The following is a 21,738-nucleotide window of genomic DNA, read 5'->3' on the forward strand; positions in this document are numbered from 1 at the left end:
AGTCACCTCTGGTTGAGAGTTTACTCACTTAATCGCGTGTCCACTATTCGCGGGTAGGATCATCATGCGTGTTCTGTAGCAGGGATTTAACCAAAGGAATCACCTTGCTGTGTACTGGCACAATCCTAGCCGCTGACTTGGTTTTACCTTCAGTTATCTGGAAGCACAGGACACCTTCAATCTCTTTAACGTTACGAGTGGTTAGGGAGCAAATCTCATTAAGACGCATACCGCAATACATGCCGATAGCCGTTACTGCCTGCATTTCCTCGTTCAGTAACGCGTAGACCTTCGCTAGTTCAATGTTGGTGAATACTTCATAGCTGACCTTGCTACTTTTTGCTTCAAGCCCATGACCACGCCACGGGTTATCTTGTGGTGCGTCGTGATACCTGTTCCTCGCTAAGTCCCAGATTTGAGCCAATGCGCTGATGTAATTCTGGATTGTCTGTAATGCACGTTGCCCTTTGAGCTTATCAAGCCAGCCAGTAACAACCGTTCGGTTAACATCCCTGAGCTGAACATCTTTCTTCTTCAGGTGTTCAAGCAGCACCTCAACGGCCTTGTTCGTCTTTGATAGTGTGGTGAGCTTTCGCTTGTCTTTGAACTGTAGCAGGTACAGGTCACGCATTTTGAGTAGGGAGGGGCAAGTCTGTACCGGAGAGAACAAAGTTATAGGGTTATCTTTAGCGGTCGTCCTGATGCCCTTCAGCTCATTGAGAATACGCTCTATTCGTGAACCTGCTGGCTGTGGCTTGAGCTGCTCTCTGACCTTCTCAAACTCTACAGCTATTTCATCCCTGAAGATCTGAGCTTCCCTAATGTCCTTCGTGCCTGTGCTCTTGAGGAAATACTTACGACCTCCGAAGTAGGCTGACATGTAATCAGGTAGAGCTATTCGTACCAAGTACAGTCCACTTGGTTCTGCAATCAGATAACGGTTCCTCTTGTAAATCATGAATCCCCCGGTTATTTTGTCGGGGCAACTTCACGTTATCGTGTTGTGCTGAAGTTTCACGGTGCGCCCTAACTTCTTACAGTATTACAATGAGTTAGTAGACGCAGTTGATTCAAAATCAACCGTAGAAATACGTGCCGGTTCGAGTCCGGCCTTCGCACCAAGTGATGCAATAATTAGCTACCTAAGAGTGGCTTTTTTTGTGTCCATTTCCGTCCGAATTCGTCCATATCCGTCTGTAATTCAAAGATAATTTATTTTTTGATAATAACCATATTTATTATATGGTATTTCCGTGTTGGTCATTTTTCATCCATTGACATCCACGTGATTTGGGGGCCAAATTGGGGGCTTAGACGTAGTTCGATAATCGTGAGGCCCCCAAATGGCACTAACAGATCGCGCTATAGTCCACGCCAGGCCTTGTGGCAAGCCGTATAAGCTCAGTGACTCGCATGGGCTTTACCTGCTGGTTAACCCTAACGGTTCAAAACGCTGGTACATCAAGTACCGCTTTGTAAACAAAGAAAAAAAGCTCGCTTTAGGCCCTTATCCGCTTTTGACGCTTGCACAGGCAAGACGCATGCGTGAAGAGACCCTGTTACAGCTGATCTCCGGCATCGATCCGAGTGCACACCGAAAGCAGAACGCCTTGCGATAACACCGGAACATACGTTTGAGTCTGTGGCACGCGAATGGGTCTCCAGCAACGTGAACTGGTCGGTAGAACATAAGAAGCGGGTACTGCGTTATTTCGAGCTTTATGTGTTCCCTACAAACGGCCTTGCGACATCACCAAACTGAAGGTCAAAGACCTGCTGGTACCCATCAAAGAGGTGGAGAAAACGGGCAAACTGGATGTCGCTTCTCGTCTCCAGCAGCGTACCGCCTGTGTATGCGCTACGCCGTCCAGAACGGCATTATCGATCATAACCCTGCATCGGATTTAACCGGCGCGGTCTCCACGCCCAAAGTGCTTCACCACCCTGCGCTGGATCTTAATCTCATCCCTGATTTCCTGGAAAGGATCGACGATTACAAAGGCCGTCAACTGACTCAACTGGCGGTAAAGCTGGCGTTGTTGCTATTCATCCGCTCCAGCGAACTGCACTTTGCCCGCTGGGATGAAATTGACCTGCGTAACGCCATGTGGACCATTCCCGCTGAGCGCGAACCGATCCCTGGCGTTAAGTACTCTGCGCGAGGCGCGAAGATGCACTCCCCACACCTGGTCCCATTGTCGCATCAGGCCATCGAACTGCTTTACGAGGTGCGGCAGCATTGTCGACCAGGAACAGAACTGGTGTTCCCCGGCGATCATAACTACCGCAAACCGATGAGTGAAAATACCATCAACAAAGCACTGCGTGTGATGGGCTACGACACCCAGGAAGATGTCTGCGACCACGGTTTTCGCACTATGGCCTGTAGCGCGCTGGTGGAGTCGGGCCTGTGGTCAAGCGATGCGGTAGAGCGCCAGATGAGCCATCAGGAGCGCAAACGCGTGCGGGCAGCGTATATCCATAAGGCGCAGCATCTCGAGGAACGTCGGGAGATGATGCAGTGGTGGGCGGATTATCTGGATGCAAACCGATTCAGTCATGTGGTGCCGTATGGCTTCAAAAAGTCGCCGGGAGGCGCACTCGACCATATGAGCTTTCAGGAGCGCAATGACCGGCAACTGGAGGAACTGAAAGCCAGGATACTGGCTGACTCGGAATGGCTGACAGCGTCTGAGTTATCGGCAAAAGCGGGTTTCCGTTCTGTCGATCGTGATGCTGGCCCCAAAGGCTGGAAAGCCCCCGGGAAGATATTCTCGCTGAAGGTGATGGGGAGGATTTGTACCCTGGCTATGTTCTGGATGAGAAAGCGCGCCGACTAAAGGTTGTCAGGCTGATTCTCTCGCTGTTCAAAGAACGTAAGACCCCGTGGGGCTGGCTATTTGGTTCGGTTCGGCTAATCGCAGATTGAGAGGCGGGAGGCCAAAAGATTTGCTGGTAACAAAGTCAGAATTGGTACTGATGGCGGCGCAGGATGAGATGGGGGAGTAGGGGATGAGGCAGATATTGAATTATTTTTTATGCTGGGCTGCCCGAATTACATTAGTATCAGTAAGCGGGCCCGGTTGGATAATGTCAGTTTCAAAACGCCCACCCGGGGTGAGATCGCACACCTGGCGATTGATTCCGCAGGCCTGAAGGTCTTCGGCGAAGGTGGGTGGAAAATTAAAAAGCATGGCAAAGAACGCTGTCGTATCTGGCGGAAGCTGCATTTGGCTGTTGACAGCAAAAGACATGAAATCATTTGTGCGGACCTGTCACTGAACAACGTAACGGACTCAGAGGTCTTTGCCGGACTAATCAGGTAGACCCACTGGAAAATCAGGTCAGCCGCTGCGGACGGCGCTTACGACACCAGGTTATCTCACGATGGACTGCGCCGAAAGAAAATCCGCGCCCTCATCCCGCCCCGAAAGGGCGCAGGTTACTGGCCCAGTGGAAATGGACAACAGATTACAATCGTCACTTGATAGCAGAAGCGGCAATGTACCGGGTAAAACAGTTGGTTCACTGACGCTACGTGACTACGATGGTCAGGTGGCAGGGACCCTGACCATCGTGCGTGTACTGAACAAAATGACGAAATCAGGTATGCCGGAAAGCGTGCATATTGCCTGATAGCAGTAACCTGTTACGGGGATACTTGCCGAAATCTGATTTATTCAACAAAGCCGCTTCGAGTATGAACTCTGGGGAAAATGTGCTTTTAGTCCGACGAGTTTTGATCATGCATCACCTCATGTTCACTGTTTTAACATCAACAGGATTTCGAGATGTCCTGAATGAGTGATCTACTACACCTGTCAGCCCCGGATGAAACGACCTTAATCATCAATACCGATAAGTTACCAGCCCCTGCAACTCAGCCGGAATACTTTGAATACCCGGATTACCCCAGGCGACCATTGTGCCATCCGCTTTCAGCGCCAGGTAGCCCTAAATAGCCTGCACATCCGTTAATAATTCCCTAACTGGCGTTGTGTCACCAGAGATATCCGTCCCCCATGCCACCACCGAACCATCTGATTTCAGGGCTGCAAAACTGTATTCTCTATTTGTGGTAAGCGCGACAACCTCACTTAACCCGGCAGGCACAGGCACATCAACCCCCGGACCATACCAGCTGTATACCTGACCTGTACTGTCAAGGACTGCGCATCCTTCATAGTCATAGGGAAGTGGCTTCTCAGAAAGGCCATAAACAGCCTGGACGATACCCTTCAGTGATTTCATGCTTGCGGGCAATTCAAAATTCTGGCCCCAGCAGACTGCGCTGCCATCCTCCCTCAGTGCGACAAAACTTTGCATACCCGGGATCACCCTTTCCACATCCGTTAAAGCCGCAATATCGTCGGGTAGAACGCCGCCACATTCCGGGATTCCCCAGGTTGCAAGCTGGCCAGTTTTCCGCAATGCTACACCAGCATTATCATTGAGGTAGAAGTCCTGAACATCCGTGAGTGCAGAAATTTCTGCAGGGAGCACAAATGCACCATCACTCCCCCATTCGATGAGTTGTCCGGACTGAGTCAGTGCAACCTGAGCCTGTGAGTTAGCAACTACTTTTCTGATATCGATCCGGCTGGAAATGTCGTCCGGAACCTTATTGGTGCCATCGCTGTCTTTCCCCCATTGTGAAATGGTTGGCACTGTCGCCCCCTGTAATAATCCCATACCGGAAACCATCTGAAGATCCATGACATCCGTTCTGTCTGCGTCCCCTGGTTTGAGCTCGCCTCCATTAGGTGGATATCCCCATGCAAAGACAGAATGATCGTAGCGCAGAGCTGACACCGCTGAATCACCAGGATGGACCATGGCTACATTATGATTTTCCTCTGCGGGAACTGGTATGGAGGGGTACCCTGGCCCCCAGCCATCGATAGTGTGATCATCTTTGACAACGAGTACGGTGGCACCAGTTGTCATACTAAATTGTTGATCAGCAACATTATATGGACGTAATGTCACCGTGGCATATCCCTCTGACTGGATGCTTAAATCTTTGTGGGCAGCGATATCAATAAAGGCTGAACCTGTTACACCGGATGTCTCCCCGGCGTACATCCAGACGGCATCAACTGGCTCCAGTGTCAGGCTATCCAGCACGACCAGTCGACTTAGATTGAATGTGTTGCTCTGAAGTGCCTTTGCCGTCCGGTGCCCCATAACTTTTAACGCAGGAAGTGCGGTCATTTCATCTTTCATTTTGATTCCCTCTTTGTGATGGCGAGTGATCCTCACAAAGGAGTATGTCATCAGCATCCCTGTTGAATGGGGCGTATTCTGCCCGACGAAAAGCAATTTTAGGTCAGTTATGGATATCGAAAATTATTGTTGTTACTAACGGTGCAAAAGCGTAAGCGTCAAGCAACTGCCACCTGCTGCGATGGCTAATGATTGACGATGATAGAGTCCTCTTATAAATGTTCATGGACTCTATCAACTGATCTGCCCCCAGTCATTAATGATTTTCCAGGCGTGAACGATATCGCTGAACCAGTGTTCATTCAGGCATTCATCGCGAAAGCGACCATTAAAGCGCTCAATAAATCCGTTCTGTGTCGGCTTGCCCTGTTACGGGAACGACGTTTGCGCCGTTACTCCGCGCCAGCCATATAAAACCGTGAGCTGCCTGCGAGAATGGGAATGAACGCTTTAATCCTTATAATGTAATTATATTGGCTGCGCATATTGATATTTTATTCGATCAGGGATGGATTTCGTTTGAGAACGATGGGTGTTTATTAATCAGCAATGAGCTGGATAGTAGTGTTAAAGAGCAGTTTTTGTTGCCGGAGAAAATAAAGGCGTTTTCTGTTGAATCGTATTGTTATCTGGAATGGCATCGGGATAATTTATTGAGGTAAGGAGATGACGCTGCCTGCAATAATAGCTAGTGGTTTTTATTCAAAAACATTATTTATATGCCAAATTAAAAGAGTGTCAGAAACAGGGGGGCTGGCAGTATTGGTCGCCGGTAACAAATTGTTGAATTCTCAGCACTTTCGTTGGTTGATTTTTAATCTGCCAGGGCGGAGAATCCTTACAAAATTAAAGGGTAGGGATTTCGCATGTTTCGACTTTATCGGTCACATGATTTAACACGGCAATTAGACCCTAAAGATTTTCAATACATTCTGACGCCTGCTGGCTCGCTGAGAGAGGCGTGTATACATTACGACCTGTCTTATGAAGCGAACGGCCACAGTCTCACCTTTGGTCTTCCCAAAGAAAAATACAGCATATCCCCACATCAACGACCGTATGAGCGAAGGCATCGCAGCTACGCAGATCCCATTTATGATGAGCTAGAGCACGAGCTGCAAATTGGATGGCTTGTTGGTGTCGATACCACAAGACGCTGGAGTAGCAACAGGCACCCGTTTTACATCGACGATAATGGTGATTTGATTTTTACCCCTACAGCCTCATCGTGGCATGTATGGTTTAAGGACGAAATTACGAGCGCCTACCGGCACGCGATTGCCGATCGGCAAGGCAGGAAGCCTGCCCCCACTCAGCGGATGCATTACGATTATTACGCTCCAACAACCGTACCGGCGGGGAAGACGCTGAACAGTAAAGCTGTTGGCCGACTGCTGGCCGCTGGTGGTGTGTATAACGGCAATATTGAAGGGTTCCATGAAACAGCGCAGCAGCTTGGTGGGGATGCTCCAGCGGGCTACGATCAAATCATGAACAACAAAGGATTAATTATTGCGGGTGCCTCTGTTGCGGCAGGATTAACAATCGGCAGGTTGACCCCCCTAAGTGAAATAGATGAAATATCGCGTCTCAGCAAAATACCCACGTTTGAAAGCCCATATGAAAAGGGGTTTATTTCTGAGAGCGGTATGTTAGTGAACGCCGAACATGCCATTATCGAACCGAAAAAACTCGCGGCTTATGCTTTAGATTCGACACATCCTACAGGGGGGCACAAAGCCAGGGTGTTTGAGTCAGCGCTGGGATACAACCCAACTAATGCGGATGTTTTAGCAGCAAGAATTCAGGAAGGCGTATTATCGGCCCCAGCAAAAGTGTTGCAGGCAAATAATTACGGTCAAACAATGGCTGTAGATATGCCCATTTTAGGTGTCAACGGTGAAACAGTGATCGTGCGTACAGGCTGGATGTATGAAACAGATGCACTAATTCCTCGCCTGACAACCATATTCGTTAAATGAGAAAATAAAAATGAAAAGAGCCGAATTAGACGTTGTGGTTTTAGGCGAGGATTTACCGAATGAAGGGCTGGTAAAAGGGACTATTGGTACGATTGTTATGGTTTTTGATACCCCGACACTGGGCTATCTTGTCGAGTTTTGCGACGAGGAAGGAAGAACAATCGCAATGCCTGCTTTGCTACCCACTCAGCTAAAGAGTTATTTCACTCCTGAAATCCTCAAAACACTGATGGTTGACAATAATTACCCGGTAGCTAATTCAGTAGCCCCAGATGTAATGGCGGATCTAATGCGCAAAGCAGCCCCTGCTGAATGGGATGCTCAGAAGAGAAGGGGTTATGAGGACATCCAGCGCCTGATAATTAAACGGCTGGACTATTCTGATATGTTCGAAATCATGGATGGATTTGAGTACAACGGTTTGACGCTGTATAGCCTGGTGCAGGCGGAGAACGGTGAGCCGGTATGGTCGAATATCTACGTTCGCAACTTTGAAACACGCATCAACGAAATCTATGTTGATCCAAACCTTGTGGACAAGGTGTTGATTGGTGAAGATGGCATGTCCGTGTTTGCCTACAGCTGCACAGATGACTGTTTCGAGATCCGCGATAAAGCATCCACGGATTATGTTATTGAGTCACATACCAACTTCAGCGAGTTGTTGTCCGCACTAATTGATACGGTGAGCTGATATCCGCCACATCAACTGCTGGTTGTATTTGCAACCAGTATACCAGCCTATACCAACATATTGGATAACATGGACAAGGGCGAAGGGGGGCATAACGAATACATTCAATGCTCTTACTGCGCCTCGTTTGGTTCGCCCTGAACAATGATAGTTTGGTATATCGGAGGGAGAAAGGCTTAACTGACTATTGATATAACGATGATTCTTCCTTGCCCTTGTTTCTAAAAAAACGCTCATCCTGGTCATTTGTATCGAAGCGTGAACAAAACATTGCAGCAAGCTTTTCAACGTGGACAATAGTTATCCATACGGTGATTTTATATTCGATAAATCAATGGATTTTATTGAGTCATAGGACTGGTAATGGATGAAAATGCTTTAGGGTTTGCTTCATACTGGCGCAACTCCCTTGCAGATGCTGAGTCAGGAAAGGGCAGTTTTGAACGCAAAGAGGCCAAAAATTTCACTCACTGGCATGGGATAGCGGCCGGACGTCTTGACGAAGCGATCGTCAGTAAATTCTTTGAGGGAGAAAAAGACGATGTCGAAACAGTCGATGTCATCTTGCGGCCAAAGGTTTATTTCCGGTTGCTGCAGCATGGAAAGGACCGTTCCGCGGGTGCACCTGATATTGTTACCCCGATAGTGACGCCAGCCCTACTGAGCCGTGAGGGCTTTTTATATCCGACTCCAGCGACCTCCATTCCCAGAGACCTGCTTGAACCTTTGCCAAAAGGAGCATTTTCGATTGGTGAGATTGGGCAGTATGACAAATATAAAACGACCCATACCTCATTTTCTATCAACGTTGATGACAGCGTTGATAAGACTGCTGAAACGGATGAAGAACGAAAAGCACGATATGCAGCCTGGCAGCAGGATTGGCGTCAATATCTGGATGATTCAGAGAGGCTACTGAAGAGCGTTGCCGGCGACTGGATTAAAAATCCTGAGCAATATGAACTTGCTGAGTACGGTTATATTGTTAAAACGACGCAATCCGGTGGTGCCAGTTTCCACATACTATCGCTTTACGACCATCTGCTTGTTTGTAAAAAGGATGTGCCGCTTTTCAATCGTTTCGCCTCGCGGGAGGTTGATGCTGCAGAGTCTTTACTTCCTCCGGAAGCAAAATTCAGTGACAGGCTTGGACATTCCGGAGATAAGTTCCCGCTGGCAAAGGCTCAGCGCGATGCCTTAAGCCATTTTCTTGATGCCAGACATGGCGATATCCTTGCCGTTAATGGTCCCCCGGGAACCGGGAAAACCACGCTGGTGCTTTCTATCATCGCCACGCAGTGGGCCAGAGCGGCTCTCGAAAAAGCGGAGCCTCCGGTTATTATCGCGACTTCAACGAATAACCAGGCGGTAACGAACATTATCGAAGCGTTCGGGAAAGACTTTTCCCAGGGCACTGGTGCAATGGCCGGACGATGGTTGCCAGAGCTGAAAAGCTTCGGCGCTTATTTCCCCTCAAGCACCCGTAAAGCCGAGGCAGCCAAAAAATATCAAACGGAAGATTTCTTCAACCAGGTTGAGTCAAAAGAGTATGTAGAGGATGCACTGCTGTTTTATCTGGAGAAAGCTAAGGCAGCCTTTCCTGAAAAAGAGTGTTCATCCGCTGAAAAGGTCATTGAGCTCCTGCATGGTCGGCTGGCAGCAAAATCCGAACAGTTGGTAAGACTGAACGCAACATGGCAAACGTTAAGTCAGGTTCGGGCTGCGCGCGAGCTTATTGCTAATGACATTGAGCAATATCTCACTAATTTAAATAAATTACTCTCCGGGCAAGAACAAAAAGTCACTCTGCTTAAGAGTGCAAAAATGGAATGGAAAAAATATCGGGCCACTGAATCACTGATCTATTCATTATTTTCCTGGCTCCCTGCGATTCGTAGTAAGCGGCAGTACCAAATACAATTGTTTCTCGAAGATAAATTAGGTGCGCTGTTTGCGGGGAATCAGTGGTCTGATCCTGAAACCATCGAACGCAATATCGATAGGTTGCTCAATTCGGCTGAGCAAGAGCAGAAAATGTATCAGCAGCAGATTCAATCTGCTCATGACATTGTTCTTAAAGAACGGCAGGCGGCTCAGGAGTGGCGGAATCTGACACATGATTTAGGCTATGTGGGCGACGGAGAGACGAGCTTCTCGCTGGCTGATGAGCTGGCTGATACGCAGGTCCGTTTCCCCGCATTTTTACTGACGACTCACTACTGGGAAGGTCGTTGGCTAATGGATATGGCGAAGATCGATGATCTGCAGAAAGAAAAGGGCAAGAAAGGTGCTAAAGGGGTAACAACTCGCTGGCAACGCCGAATGAAACTCACCCCATGTGTAGTTATGACCTGCTATATGTTGCCCGGCAATATGCAGATAAGCGAACACAAAGGGCAGCGTAAATTCGAGAAAAGTTATTTATATGATTTTGCCGATTTACTCATTGTGGATGAAGCCGGACAGGTGCTTCCTGAAGTGGCTGCTGCCTCATTTGCCTTAGCTAAAAAGGCATTAGTGATTGGTGATACGGAACAGATCCCGCCAATATGGAGTATTGCTCCCGCTATTGATATAGGTAACATGCTGGCGGAGAAAATTCTTTCTGGCAGTACGCAAGAAGAGATTACTGAGAAATATACGGCCATCGCAGAGCTTGGTAAAAGCGCTGCATCCGGCAGCGTCATGAAAATAGCGCAGTGTGCTTCGCGCTATCAATATGATCCCGAATTGGCTCGTGGGATGTACTTATATGAACATCGCCGGTGCTTCGATAATATTATTGGATACTGTAATACGCTCTGCTATCACGGTAAGTTGTTACCTAAGAGAGGGAGTGAAGAGCGTAATTTAATGCCCGCAATGGGTTATCTCCATATTGATGGTAAAGGAGAGCAGGCAAGCAGTGGAAGTCGATATAATTTGCTTGAAGCTGAAACGATAGCAGCCTGGTTGACAGATAACCAACAAGATATTGAAGCGCATTACGGTAAATCAATTCATGAGGTTGTCGGTATCGTGACACCTTTTAGTGCTCAGGTATCCACCATCAAACAGGCGCTGGGTAAACAAGGTATTAGTGCTGGTACGAATGAAAAGGCGCTCACGGTAGGCACGGTACATTCTCTTCAGGGCGCTGAAAGAGCGATTGTTATATTCTCACCAGTCTATTCAAAACATGAGGATGGCGGGTTTATTGATAGCGATAACAGCATGTTGAACGTTGCTGTTTCCCGTGCGAAAGACAGTTTCCTGGTCTTCGGCGATATGGACCTGTTTGAGATCCAGCCGCCCTCATCTCCGCGGGGATTGCTGGCAAAATATCTCTTTGAATCTGAGAAGAATGCGCTCTCTTTTGATTATAAAGAGCGTAAGGATTTAAAAACTTCCGAGACCAAAATATACACACTCCATGGTGTGGAGCAGCATGATAACTTCCTGAATCAGGCGTTTGAAAATACCGGTAAACACATCACGATAGTTTCTCCGTGGCTAACCTGGCAAAAGCTGGAGCAAACCGGTTTTCTTGATTCCATGATCGCGGCGTGTTCACGTGGTATTAACGTCACGGTAGTCACTGACAGAAGCTACAACACTGAACATAATGATTTTGAGAAGCGAAAAGAGAAGCAGCAGAGCCTTAAAGCGGCGCTGGAGAAACTGAACGCCCTTGGTATTGCGACAAAACTGGTCAATCGTGTTCATAGCAAAATTGTTATTGGTGATGATGGCTTGCTTTGCGTGGGATCATTCAACTGGTTTAGTGCGACGCGTGAAGCGCGATATGAACGATACGATACATCGATGGTTTATTGCGGTGATAACCTGAAGGGCGAGATTGAGGCAATTTATAACAGCCTTGAGAGGCGTCAGGTTTAGGGTAGGAATTTTGATTAGCCATCTTAGCGGTGAATTTCTAGCCTAAGATGGCTGAATGGAGTGACCATTTCCCGGTGGACCGTTTCTGCCCTTACGGTGAGGCATTTTCAGAAGGAATTATTGTGGTGACTAAAATGTGGATGATCCGCGGTGATGGCGGAAAATTGTACGATGACTTCAGGGACAAACAGATTGTTGCAATCGGCTGGTCGCAGCTCGCTCCTTATGTGAAACCGGGATGCTCAAGAGAGCAGTTGTTTATCCGGTATCAGGAACTTGAGCCACAGACTAAGACAGGCACTGTTCGTTCTGGTGCTTCTCAGGTGTGGCGCTTTGTGAATGAGATGCAGAAAGGCGACTGGGCAATCACTTATTCACCTTCTAATCGGACCTATTTAATAGGGAAAATCGCCTCAGATTTTGAGTTCCATGCCGAGTGGCTTGAAGATGGCATGGGTATCGCCCGTAAGGTGAAGTGGAACGCTGATGAGATCAAGCGTGATAGTCTGAGCGATGCAACCAGAAACACCCTTGGCTCAACGTTGACGGTTTTTCAGGTGCCCGATTTTGCCGTGAATGAATTGGTGCAGGGCAAAAAGCCTGTCTCAGATGTCGTGCCGGAAGTACCTGTTTCAGGTGACGAGGATGAGGTTGTTTCTAATCCTCTGCGCGACATGGAAATGATTGCTTTTGAAGGCATCAAGGATCGTATCAACCGTCTCGACTGGGATGAGATGCAGAATCTGGTCGCTGGCGTATTACGCAGCATGGGATATAAAACTCAGGTATCGCCTGCGGGTGCTGATCGTGGGAAAGATATCATTGCTTCCCCTGACGGTTTTGGGTTTGAAAATCCGCGTATTATTGTTGAAGTGAAGCACCGGCGGGAACAGATGAGCAGCCAGCAAATCCGTAGCTTTATCGGTGGTCGTCATAAAGACGATCGCGGGCTGTATGTTAGTACCGGTGGATTCAGTAAGGATGCACGCTATGAAGCCGATCGTTCTACAATCCCGTTGACGTTATGGACGCTGGACGATTTGGTACGCGCGTTAGTGGAAAACTATGAGCAGGTGGATATTGAGACTAAATTATTGGTTCCGCTAAAGAAAACGTATTTGCCTGCATGAGTTTTCGACGCCTGTTTTTTAAACAGGCGTTACTGTCTCCACCATCAAAGACGTGTTGGGCAAAAAGTAAGTGCAGATCTGAAAGGCAGATTTAACCAGAACGATACCAATAACTTTTATCGAGTTCTTGATGCAGTACCTCTGAAATAAGAACACTCAGCATAAATGTGGTAATTCTTATGCTGAGTGAATAGCATCCATCACATTACATCGCCAACAATATCTGTGTCACTAAAAAAATCATTTTTTTGTGCAAAAATAAACTGTTTTAAAAACTGTTCAATTCGTATATTCAACTTAAATAAAGGTATTCTTACGCCATCTTGTTTTTCAAAATAGATTTTTGCTTTTGCCTTATCTACCGATTCTTTTAATGCGTCGAAGCGACCAAAATCGTTTAGATTTTTCGCATTAACACTATCAACCATTAATGCTATGAGCAGTTCTTTATCTAAACCAAGAGCGTTAACAATGGTGTTTATTTGCGTATTTTCAGCGTTATCTTTATAGATGTTGATGTAGTCTCTGAAAGTATGGCCTTCAACGAGCTGAGCATCGCCGCGCTGCAAGTCGTGCAAGAAGAGTTTGGCGTATTTTTGCTCAATTTGGGTGAGCGTTGCAAACGACTTGTGCAGTTCATTTAATGTGGATTCAATGCTTGCAGGGTCTTGGTGTTTGTTCAGCTCTTTTAAATATTTATCGAATCGGCTATTCATATAGTCGGCATCGATTTTGCCGGTATCTATTTCAGTTAAATAACCACTGATATCAAAAGGCACATCGCCACCATCTGCACCATCGTGCTCACCTTTGGCTGTTAATTCTTTATAGCGCAGGACCAGACTCAGGTAAGTTTGTTCGTCTATAGCCAGCGTTACTTCATGTTCTGCATTATTTTCAGTAAAGGAATAGACCGACTGTTCCCAATAGAAGCCTTGTACTTTAGCCGCTTCCAGGTGCTGGCTAAAGGTATTAAACAACTTGGCAAATTGGGCACAGGCTTCTATATCGTCTGGCAGTTTTTCAAAATTCTCCACGCCAGCGGTAACAAACAGCTCGGTAATGTCAGATACTAATTCATTTATGGCTTTAAGATTGCTTTCTAACTTGTCAACAAACAAGCCGATAGGTTTATCGCCGGAGTAGAGTTTTACCGCAGCATTAATGTGCTGCTCCATTGTATGTGGGTAGCGGTAATAACGGATGATGCCGTGGGGTTTGTCGGGACCAAACAAGCGATTGGTGCGTGAGAACGCTTGAATTATATTTTGGTATTTTATTACCTTGTCTAAATACAAAGTATTAAGCCATTTAGAATCAAAACCAGTGAGCATTTGATCCACTACAATCAATAAATCTAATTGCTTTGAAGGCTCGGTATGAATGCGTTCGTAAGGTTTTTTATGAGCAAGGCGTGCCGCTAAATCTTTTTTAAAAGCGGCGTGGCGGGCAAAATCAAAATCGTGGCCATAACGCTTATTGTAGTCACTCATAATTTCATCCAGCCCATCGCCTTTAAAGGCTGGGCCACGGTCACCACTGCCGTCGTTATCAATATTAGGATCAAATAAAGCTGATATTTTAAGTTCGGGTTTAGCCGCCTTTAAACGACGGTAATAGTCAATCGCTTCAGCGATACTATTCGTGGCTAAAATCGCATGGAATTTATTATTTTGGCTGAGTACATCCCATTTATCTAAGATATCACTGACCACCTTCTCCTGGTGGGCATTAGTTAAATATTGGCTTTTAGGTATATAGTCTTCAATGCCTTTGTGATATTTGCCAGTGCCATCTTTGTAGCCTGTCATAGGCACATCTTTCATAAAGTGATTAAACTTTTTCTTTTTGGCTGGATCCGCCATCGCATCAGCAACTGATTCAGCCCTGGCTTGTTCTAATGCAACTTCTTTCCTTAGATCACTATCTCTAAAAGTAGGTACTTTGTAAGGATCAAAGCCCAAAACGTTACCATCACGTATACCATCAGCTATGCTATAGCGATGTAACTCGTTACCAAATACATCAGCGGTAGTATTGCTATTGATTTTATTTTCATCATGAATTGGCGTGCCGGTAAAACCAAAAAAGAGTGCCTTAGGGAAGGTTTTTTTAATGCTTACCAGCATGCCTAGTTTATTTTCTTTGCCTCCACTCATCGTTGAGCGATGTGCTTCATCAATAATAAATACCATGCGCTTAGCACGGATTTTTTCTATATCAGCTGAATTTGTTGCTGTTCCCTCATCATCAGCTTCTTCAAAAATATTACTCATTTTTTGAATGGAGCTAACAATTAACGTATCGGAAGTTGCACTGCTTTTTAATTTGGTAATGAGTACATGAGTATTCTCTGTCGCTTGAACGGTTTCACCATCGCTAGCAAAATTGCGATATTCCGTCAGAGATTGGGTACCCAGCTCAATCCTGTCCATTAAAAAAATCACTTTATCGGCATCTTTCGATTGGGCTATTAACTGCGCCGATTTAAAACTGGTCATGGTTTTTCCCGAACCGGTAGTATGCCACACATAACCCCCGAGACGATCAGGGTTATTAGCGCTACCCAGCTGTTGCCAGTTGGTTTTGGCTACTTTGTCTGATATCGCATTGGCGGCATAATACTGATAACTGCGCATTACCTTAAGCACGCCGTCGGTATCGTCGGCGACGGTATAAAAGCCAATTAACTGGTGTGCCATAGGGATAGAAAGCAAGGTAGAGGCGATGTCTTTCCAGTAGTTCATGGGTTCGTTATTAAAATCGGCCCAGTTGAATTGATAGTCGGGGTTAAACTTGCCATCTAGTCCGGGGTTGGCAAAGTATTTGGTCTCGTTTGGCTCCATAGCTACAAATACCTGGATGAGCGAAAACAGGCCGTTAAATAAGCCTTCTGTACTGTACTTTTCAATTTGGTTTACGGCCTGGCTAACCGGGATACCGCTGCGCTTTAACTCTACATGGATCACCGGCATACCGTTAATCAGTAGCAACACGTCACCTCGTCTGTCGTTACGCAAAGGGCTGCCGCGTTCAAATTTAGGCTGCTGTACAATTTGGTAACGGCTTTGACCTGCGGCGATTTCCTGGCGATCGTATATTTTTAAGCTGACTTCTTTACCCATATGCAAAGTATCGGCTGGGTTATCGCGCTTAATAGCCACGGTTTTACCATTAATTAAACCGTTCAGCTTGAGCGGGGTTTTAAGCTCTTTGATTTGCTCAATAATTTGCTGCATTTCAGTTGCAGTAAGCGGGACATCGTTTAAGCGATCTCGCTGGCAATTGTTTTCAAACAAAATGTCTGCCCAGTTTTGCAGTAAATCGGCCTCGGTTTTGTTTTTGAGTATCTCCGACTCCCAACCTTTGTTGGTAAGTACCTCAATAAAGGCTTGCTCAAATTGTGCTTCGTTTTTGAAGGTGATCATGTGCACTCCTTATACAAACATTTTGCTCAAGCAAGCCTGCTTGATGTTATTGAGCTTGGTAATTTGTTGTTGGTGTTGGTTGATCAGTGCGTCGAGTTTCTCGAAGTAGTTACTGATTGCAGTTTGTTCCACATATTCAGTTGGTAAAATTAGCTCTAAATCAGCCAGGTCTGAATTTCTTATATGAACAACAGATTTTCCTTGTGCTTTAGAAGACAGCTCTTTTTTTAAATGACCATTTGATATTACTAAGGCTAAAAATATTGGATGAATTTTTTTGCTAGGCGATACAATATTCAGATCACCACCAATAATTATATCCGGATCACTAATAACCGACGCCCTTGATATATCTTCAGGTGATTCACCTGAAGCAGGAACGATAACTTCCCCTCCAATACTTTTAACGGATTTATTTCTTTCAATTACAAATGTGTCAACGCTATTAATAACTGTTTGATACTTTGTATAAAGTCGGCCATACAAAATGATTGGCGATCCGCTTGTAACTAAATCACCTTTCGAATAGCCTTGCCCTTTAGTGAATTTCGCGTTTTCACCTAAAACCAAGTAATCCCATTCTCCATTAAATCCCTTAAAGCGGATTTCTGGAATGGTTTCACCTTCTTTTGGGAACATTTTTTCTAGCATGGCTTTCTTAATGTTGCTGAGCTTGTCATGCTTTTGTTGGTGTTGATTGATTAGGCCATCGAGCTTTTGGAAATAGTTGCCGATTTGAGTTTGCTCTTCGTCGTTGCATGTATTTATCGGCGTTGCTTTGGCTTGTTCAATTGTATAGTGCGCAATAGTTCCTGTATGAGAAATACTTTTAATATGTTTTTTGAAGCATTCGCTAAAGAAAAATGTATATAGAAAGTATCCATTAAACTTTTTATTGTTCTTTAACCAAAGTAAATCAGCATCCTTGAAATATAAAGGATTATCATTCGGGACCAGGTAGGGAATACCAATCGAGCCGCCGCCAGTTATAAGAAGATCATCTTTTGCTACCTTGCCAATCTTCTCAGAGAGGCCATTGTAAACTTCATGAGAAATATAGGCTTTAGTGTTTTTCTGTCCTTTGTAAATAGATACAACATCGCTTGTTCTAAAAAATGGCACGCCTGTTTCAGTCCATTGCTCTTTATGAACTCGCGCGGCTGATTTAATATCTATTAGTTCACCTAGATTATTTTCAACCCACTCCCCACTAAACCCTTCAAAGCGAATTTCTGGTGCTTTGTTATCCACACTCATCTTATTCACCTTTCAATAAGTTGGTGAGTTCTGTCAAGCCCTGCATATCAAACTCATTACCTGTGAGCTTGCCCATCATCTCTGCCAGCTCTTGCTCGGTGGTTTTTATCGCATGGGAGACTTGCGAATAGGTGACGGCATATTTATCAGCAAGAGCTTGCACTTCGCTGGTAAGTTGGCTAATCACGGCGTTTGGCATGGCGGCGAGTTCTGTGCTCAATGGCGCAATCCATTTAAGGTGTAGCAGGTTGTTCACCTGTTCCTCAGTCAATGCTTCGATGGTTATTTTGGTTTTTAGGTGCAGGGCAGTGGCGGCATCTTTGACCGTTTTCTTCAGGGCTTTTTCTTCATCGATTAATTTGTTCGCCCGGATGATTTTGGCTTCATAGCTTTCATCTTCGAATTTAACTTTGCTGTCTTTTTGTTCTTTCAAGAAGGCTTTGGCGGCTTTGCTTAATTCGGCATTGGCAAAACCGTCTTTGCTTTCTTTGACCGTATCTTGTTCTTTATCTTCTTCGGTGAGAGATTCTAAAATATCTTCCAGCGCGCTAGCGATTTCTGCCAGGCGGGTTTCTTTATCTGCCAAAGCTTTTAAGTCATTACTCAAATAAGTTTGTTGCACTAAATCAAAGGGCAGTATGTGGCCTTTCCAGCCGTCTTGTACTTCGGTGTCTTTGCCATCTTTTTTCTTGATGACAATATTTGGGTCAACTTGTTTGGTGGCGGCAAAACCTTCGGTTTGCATCATCTCTAAATCGGCGCTAATGACTTGCCATTGGTTATTTAGAAATTGGTAAGCCTGGTATTTATCGATCAAGTTAATCGGGGCTAAGCGAGTAAAGAGCTCGGCGCTTAATACCGCCTCTTGTTGGTTACGCTTTACGCTTTGCCAGTTTTGTATTAATTGGGCGTTTAGCTGGTCATCAAAGCCATTAAAAGCTTGGTTGTAGGCGCTGATAAACTCTAGCACTTGCGGGTGCCCGCTAACGCTGGCGTTGACGTCTTGCTTGTCGATGGCCAGTTCACTGTAAGCGGCAGATTTTAGCGTAAATAAAGTACTGCGCAATTGTGGGAAGGCTTGCCAAAAGTTGTCTAGCTCGGCAATTTCACTATTGGGAATACCGCCGAGCATGGTGGCGTGTAAATCCCAGCTTTCTGCCGCCGCAGAGGAATCCACGTAGCGCGGTATGTTGAGGTTGTAACCGTTGTCGCGCAGGATTTGTTTGCTCACTAGTTGTGAGAACTTGTCGATACTTTCGCGGTTAATCACCGCATCAGTAATGCGCTTGATATCACTGGCTTGTAGTTTGTTGTTTTTGCCTTCTTTCATAAAGTGTTTGGAGGCATCGACCACCAATACATCAGTGTTTTGGCGTTTTTGCTTGAGTATCAAAATCACCGTGGGAATGCCGGTACCAAAAAATATATTGGCCGGTAGTCCGATAACAGTATCAATATGATTCTGTTAAATTAGTTGCTTGCGAATTTCACCTTCTTCACCGCCACGGAACAAGACACCATGAGGGAGTACGATGGCCATAATACCATCGGGTTTTAGGTGATAGAGATCGTGCAGTAAAAAAGCAAAATCGGCTTTGGTTTTAGGTGCCAGACCAAAGCGTGAATAGCGTGGATCGCTGTCTTTAAAGCTGGGGTCCCAGTTTTGTGAGTAAGGAGGGTTGGACACCACGGCATCGACATGTAAGGCGTGATATGAGCCTTGAGGATCACTGTCATCAAAATACGGCCAATCCTCTTCCAGAGTGTCGCCATTACGAGTTTTAATGTTGCTGGCTTTAATACCGCGCATGATGAGGTTCATACGGGTTAGGTTGTAGGTATTGGCTTTTAACTCTTGGGCGTAATAAGTGATGCAGTCTTTATTTTTCGCGTATTTTTCGAACGCCTCACCGATATTGATCAGCAACGAGCCAGAGCCGGAAGTAGGGTCGTAAATTTTGATGGTATCTTTGTGTTTTAACTCATGGGCGATGATGTTCGATATCAATACAGAAACTTCATGAGGCGTATAAAATTCACCCGCTTTTTTACCCGCATTGGCGGCAAATTTTTCAATCAGGTATTCGTAAATATAGCCCAGTACGTCATACCCTAGATTGCCATTCATGGGGATGCTTTTGATCAGGTGTAGTAAGTCGCTGATGGCTTTGGTACGTTTGCCTGCACTTTCACCCAGTTTGCTTAAGCCTGTTTCTAAGGTGGTAAAGATACCGTCAAACAGTTTTTTGTAAGTTGGCGAAATCAAACGGCTAAAGGCCGAAAGCGCATCACGTACGTTAGATTCGTTAAATTCGGATGTTGGATCAACCCATGTAGAAAACAGATTATCGTAGGCAATAAAGTAGCCCAAGTTGCTTTGCACGTATTCAACGGTGTCGGCGTCTTCCTCATTCAGGGCTCTGATGTCTTCGGGTGTCATCCCTTGTCTGGTGACAAACTGCACCAACTGGTCGCTTAGGTACTTGTAGAAGATAAAGCCGAGTATGTAGTCTTTGTATTCGTTGGCTTCAATTTTAGACCGCATCTGGTTGGCAGATTCCCAGATTTTTGCAGCAAGCTGTTGTTTATTCACTATAAATCCTGTTAAAAGCAATTCTAATTCGAAAAGGGCTGTTTTAGGGTTTTGATTGTACTTTTGATAAGAGCTTCTTGCTAGCGGCAGGGCTTTACGAGCCTGCGTCAGTGAGCAGTCCGAAGTCTCGATATCGGTGCTTACCTTACCTGTGGTGACCTTTGGGGCCGCCTTTCTTACGACGTATCCCGTAACTACGTAGCCCCGCAGGAAAGCGACTACACCCACTATGCATTCAGCATCGCGCCAGAATATTTTGAACCGTTCTCGTATAAGCTGAAACAGGCAGGAGTGACGGTCTGGAAAGACAATAAAAGCGAAGGGCAATCTTTCTATTTTCTTGACCCGGATGGTCACAAGCTGGAGCTGCATGTGGGAGATTTAGCATCTCGGCTGGCGCAATGCCGGGAGACGCCTTATTCTGGAATGCGTTTTGGTCCTGGAAAATAATCACGCAACTTTGTGATCTTCCACTCAGTATTCAATTTTATGTCCCATTCTGGGGGCAAACCCCCAAATTAAATTCTCACAAACCATTAATTATCAACAAATTAAAAGACAAGGCGAATCCGGCCTTCCCTATCCCCTAAACACCTCTCTTCTATGCCACTCCACAAATTCTTCCTGCGGGTAATTCTCTCGTAGCTGAGGTAATGCAATTGGCTTCTGGTCGAAATCCCAGAACAACCTGCCGACAATCCCGCTTCCATTCACTGCAGCAGAAATCTGCACACGCATATTTTCATCCAGTCCGACCGAACCCTTATCAAAGGCTTTGTGATAGATCGCACACAGCGCCAGACCATTTGGGATCTCGCACGGACCGCCGTGTTGTTTCCATTTGATGTGCGCAGCCTCCAATGCAACGGAGGTGTTATCGTGTCGCATATTGAAGCCACAAATTGCGCATTGATAGTTGTAGGCGCGTAAGACCTGCTGGCGAAACAAAGGATCGCGCTGTCTGCGAATTTGCTGGATATTGAATCCCAGTTCGTCGGCGAGCTCTTCCTGAATACTTTCCGGAAAATGCGCTTCGAGAATGTGTTGCGCCAGAGAATTGATGAGGGCCTTGTTCTTCAATAGCAGGACGTAATGCTTCTCATCAAAACCGCCAGCAACGCCGTGCTTTAGCAGTTCTCCGGCGGGTGGCTGCCTGCTGCTTCCGAATGTTGAACAATGCTCAGCATTTTGCAGTTCCCAGAATCCATCACCTTGCAATCGCCAGAAGGGCATATCCGGGCGATACTGCGCGCGTTGTGGTCCAAATCTTGCCAGTAAACTCTGTAATTGATCGCGGACTTCCGAACCGTAATCAAACAGGCGGCAGTGACCGCGCTGATATTCTGCCAGCACATAGAGCAGTAACAGCGGCTTGTGGGGTGCGCGTTGTTCTCCCTTACGCCAGATGGTGATATCGGCAATTGCCTGTTGCAGTGTTTTACTGGAACTCATTGATTTCATTATCAGGTAAATAATTGCGATGATGCTCGCAAAGTAACACCTGATCAAGCGTGATGGAGCCGATATGTGTCGGGTGAATGGCACCAGC

At 46.0% G+C, this 21,738-nt stretch carries 8 protein-coding genes and 7 pseudogenes; 8 read left to right on the forward strand and 7 right to left on the reverse strand.

Going from position 1 to position 21,738, the window contains the following annotated elements; translation table 11 throughout:
- Positions 1-64: 64 nt before the first annotated feature.
- Positions 65-958 (reverse strand): annotated as a pseudogene (locus tag CJP72_RS09980) (integrase); the annotation flags it as partial.
- Positions 959-1,343: 385 nt separating this feature from the next.
- Between CJP72_RS09980 and CJP72_RS25490 the strand changes: the two are divergent.
- Both CJP72_RS25490 and CJP72_RS09995 read left to right on the forward strand, forming a co-directional pair.
- Positions 1,344-2,585, forward strand: a pseudogene (locus CJP72_RS25490) (tyrosine-type recombinase/integrase); the annotation flags it as partial.
- Positions 2,586-3,041: 456 nt separating this feature from the next.
- Positions 3,042-3,636, forward strand: a pseudogene (locus tag CJP72_RS09995) (IS5 family transposase); the annotation flags it as partial.
- A gap of 318 nt (positions 3,637-3,954) precedes the next feature.
- Here CJP72_RS09995 and CJP72_RS10000 read toward each other — a convergent pair.
- On the reverse strand, positions 3,955-5,277 hold the full coding sequence (locus tag CJP72_RS10000; RefSeq protein WP_162380714.1) for a hypothetical protein: 1,323 nt from the start codon (positions 5,275-5,277) through the stop codon (positions 3,955-3,957).
- Positions 5,278-5,469: 192 nt separating this feature from the next.
- Positions 5,470-5,592 (reverse strand): annotated as a pseudogene (locus CJP72_RS10005) (integrase core domain-containing protein); the annotation flags it as partial.
- Here CJP72_RS10005 and CJP72_RS25495 point away from each other — a divergent pair.
- The 5 genes and pseudogenes from CJP72_RS25495 to CJP72_RS10030 all read left to right on the forward strand — a co-directional run.
- Positions 5,586-5,888 (forward strand): annotated as a pseudogene (locus CJP72_RS25495) (HNH endonuclease); the annotation flags it as partial. The pseudogenes CJP72_RS10005 and CJP72_RS25495 overlap by 7 nt on opposite strands.
- A 204-nt stretch (positions 5,889-6,092) precedes the next feature.
- Positions 6,093-7,208 carry a DUF6883 domain-containing protein gene (locus CJP72_RS10015; protein ID WP_162380715.1) on the forward strand — a complete coding sequence of 372 codons (1,116 nt, stop codon included), beginning with the start codon at positions 6,093-6,095 and terminating at the stop codon, positions 7,206-7,208.
- 10 nt (positions 7,209-7,218) lie between these two features.
- Complete coding sequence (locus CJP72_RS10020) at positions 7,219-7,902, forward strand: YrhA family protein (protein WP_162380716.1); 684 nt, start codon at positions 7,219-7,221, stop codon at positions 7,900-7,902.
- A gap of 363 nt (positions 7,903-8,265) precedes the next feature.
- Positions 8,266-11,781: an AAA domain-containing protein gene (locus CJP72_RS10025; RefSeq protein WP_162380717.1), complete on the forward strand. Its 3,516-nt coding sequence runs from the start codon at positions 8,266-8,268 to the stop codon at positions 11,779-11,781.
- Between the two features lie 140 nt (positions 11,782-11,921).
- On the forward strand, positions 11,922-12,911 hold the full coding sequence (locus tag CJP72_RS10030; RefSeq protein ID WP_162381195.1) for a restriction endonuclease: 990 nt from the start codon (positions 11,922-11,924) through the stop codon (positions 12,909-12,911).
- Between the two features lie 200 nt (positions 12,912-13,111).
- Here CJP72_RS10030 and CJP72_RS10035 read toward each other — a convergent pair whose 3' ends face one another.
- From CJP72_RS10035 to CJP72_RS10045, 3 genes and pseudogenes are all read right to left on the reverse strand, one after another.
- The gene (locus CJP72_RS10035; RefSeq protein WP_162380718.1) at positions 13,112-16,339 is read right to left on the reverse strand and encodes a type I restriction endonuclease subunit R; all 3,228 of its coding nucleotides are present in this window, start codon (positions 16,337-16,339) and stop codon (positions 13,112-13,114) included.
- 9 nt (positions 16,340-16,348) lie between these two features.
- Positions 16,349-17,596, reverse strand: coding sequence for a restriction endonuclease subunit S (locus tag CJP72_RS10040; RefSeq protein ID WP_162380719.1), 1,248 nt, complete (start codon positions 17,594-17,596; stop codon positions 16,349-16,351).
- 1 nt (position 17,597) lies between these two features.
- Positions 17,598-20,417 (reverse strand): annotated as a pseudogene (locus CJP72_RS10045) (type I restriction-modification system subunit M).
- On the opposite strand from CJP72_RS10045, the pseudogene CJP72_RS10050 reads away from it, so the two are divergent.
- Positions 20,319-20,639: pseudogene (locus CJP72_RS10050) on the forward strand (FosA family fosfomycin resistance glutathione transferase); the annotation flags it as partial. The pseudogenes CJP72_RS10045 and CJP72_RS10050 overlap by 99 nt on opposite strands.
- A gap of 129 nt (positions 20,640-20,768) precedes the next feature.
- On the opposite strand, the gene CJP72_RS10055 reads toward CJP72_RS10050, so the two are convergent.
- Positions 20,769-21,641, reverse strand: a complete 873-nt coding sequence (locus CJP72_RS10055; RefSeq protein ID WP_162380720.1) for a phosphorothioated DNA-binding restriction endonuclease — start codon at positions 21,639-21,641, stop codon at positions 20,769-20,771.
- Positions 21,642-21,738 lie beyond the last annotated feature (97 nt).

Origin of the sequence: Citrobacter sp. NCU1 (genome assembly GCF_010231475.1) — a bacterium.
Lineage (GTDB): Bacteria > Pseudomonadota > Gammaproteobacteria > Enterobacterales > Enterobacteriaceae > Citrobacter_D.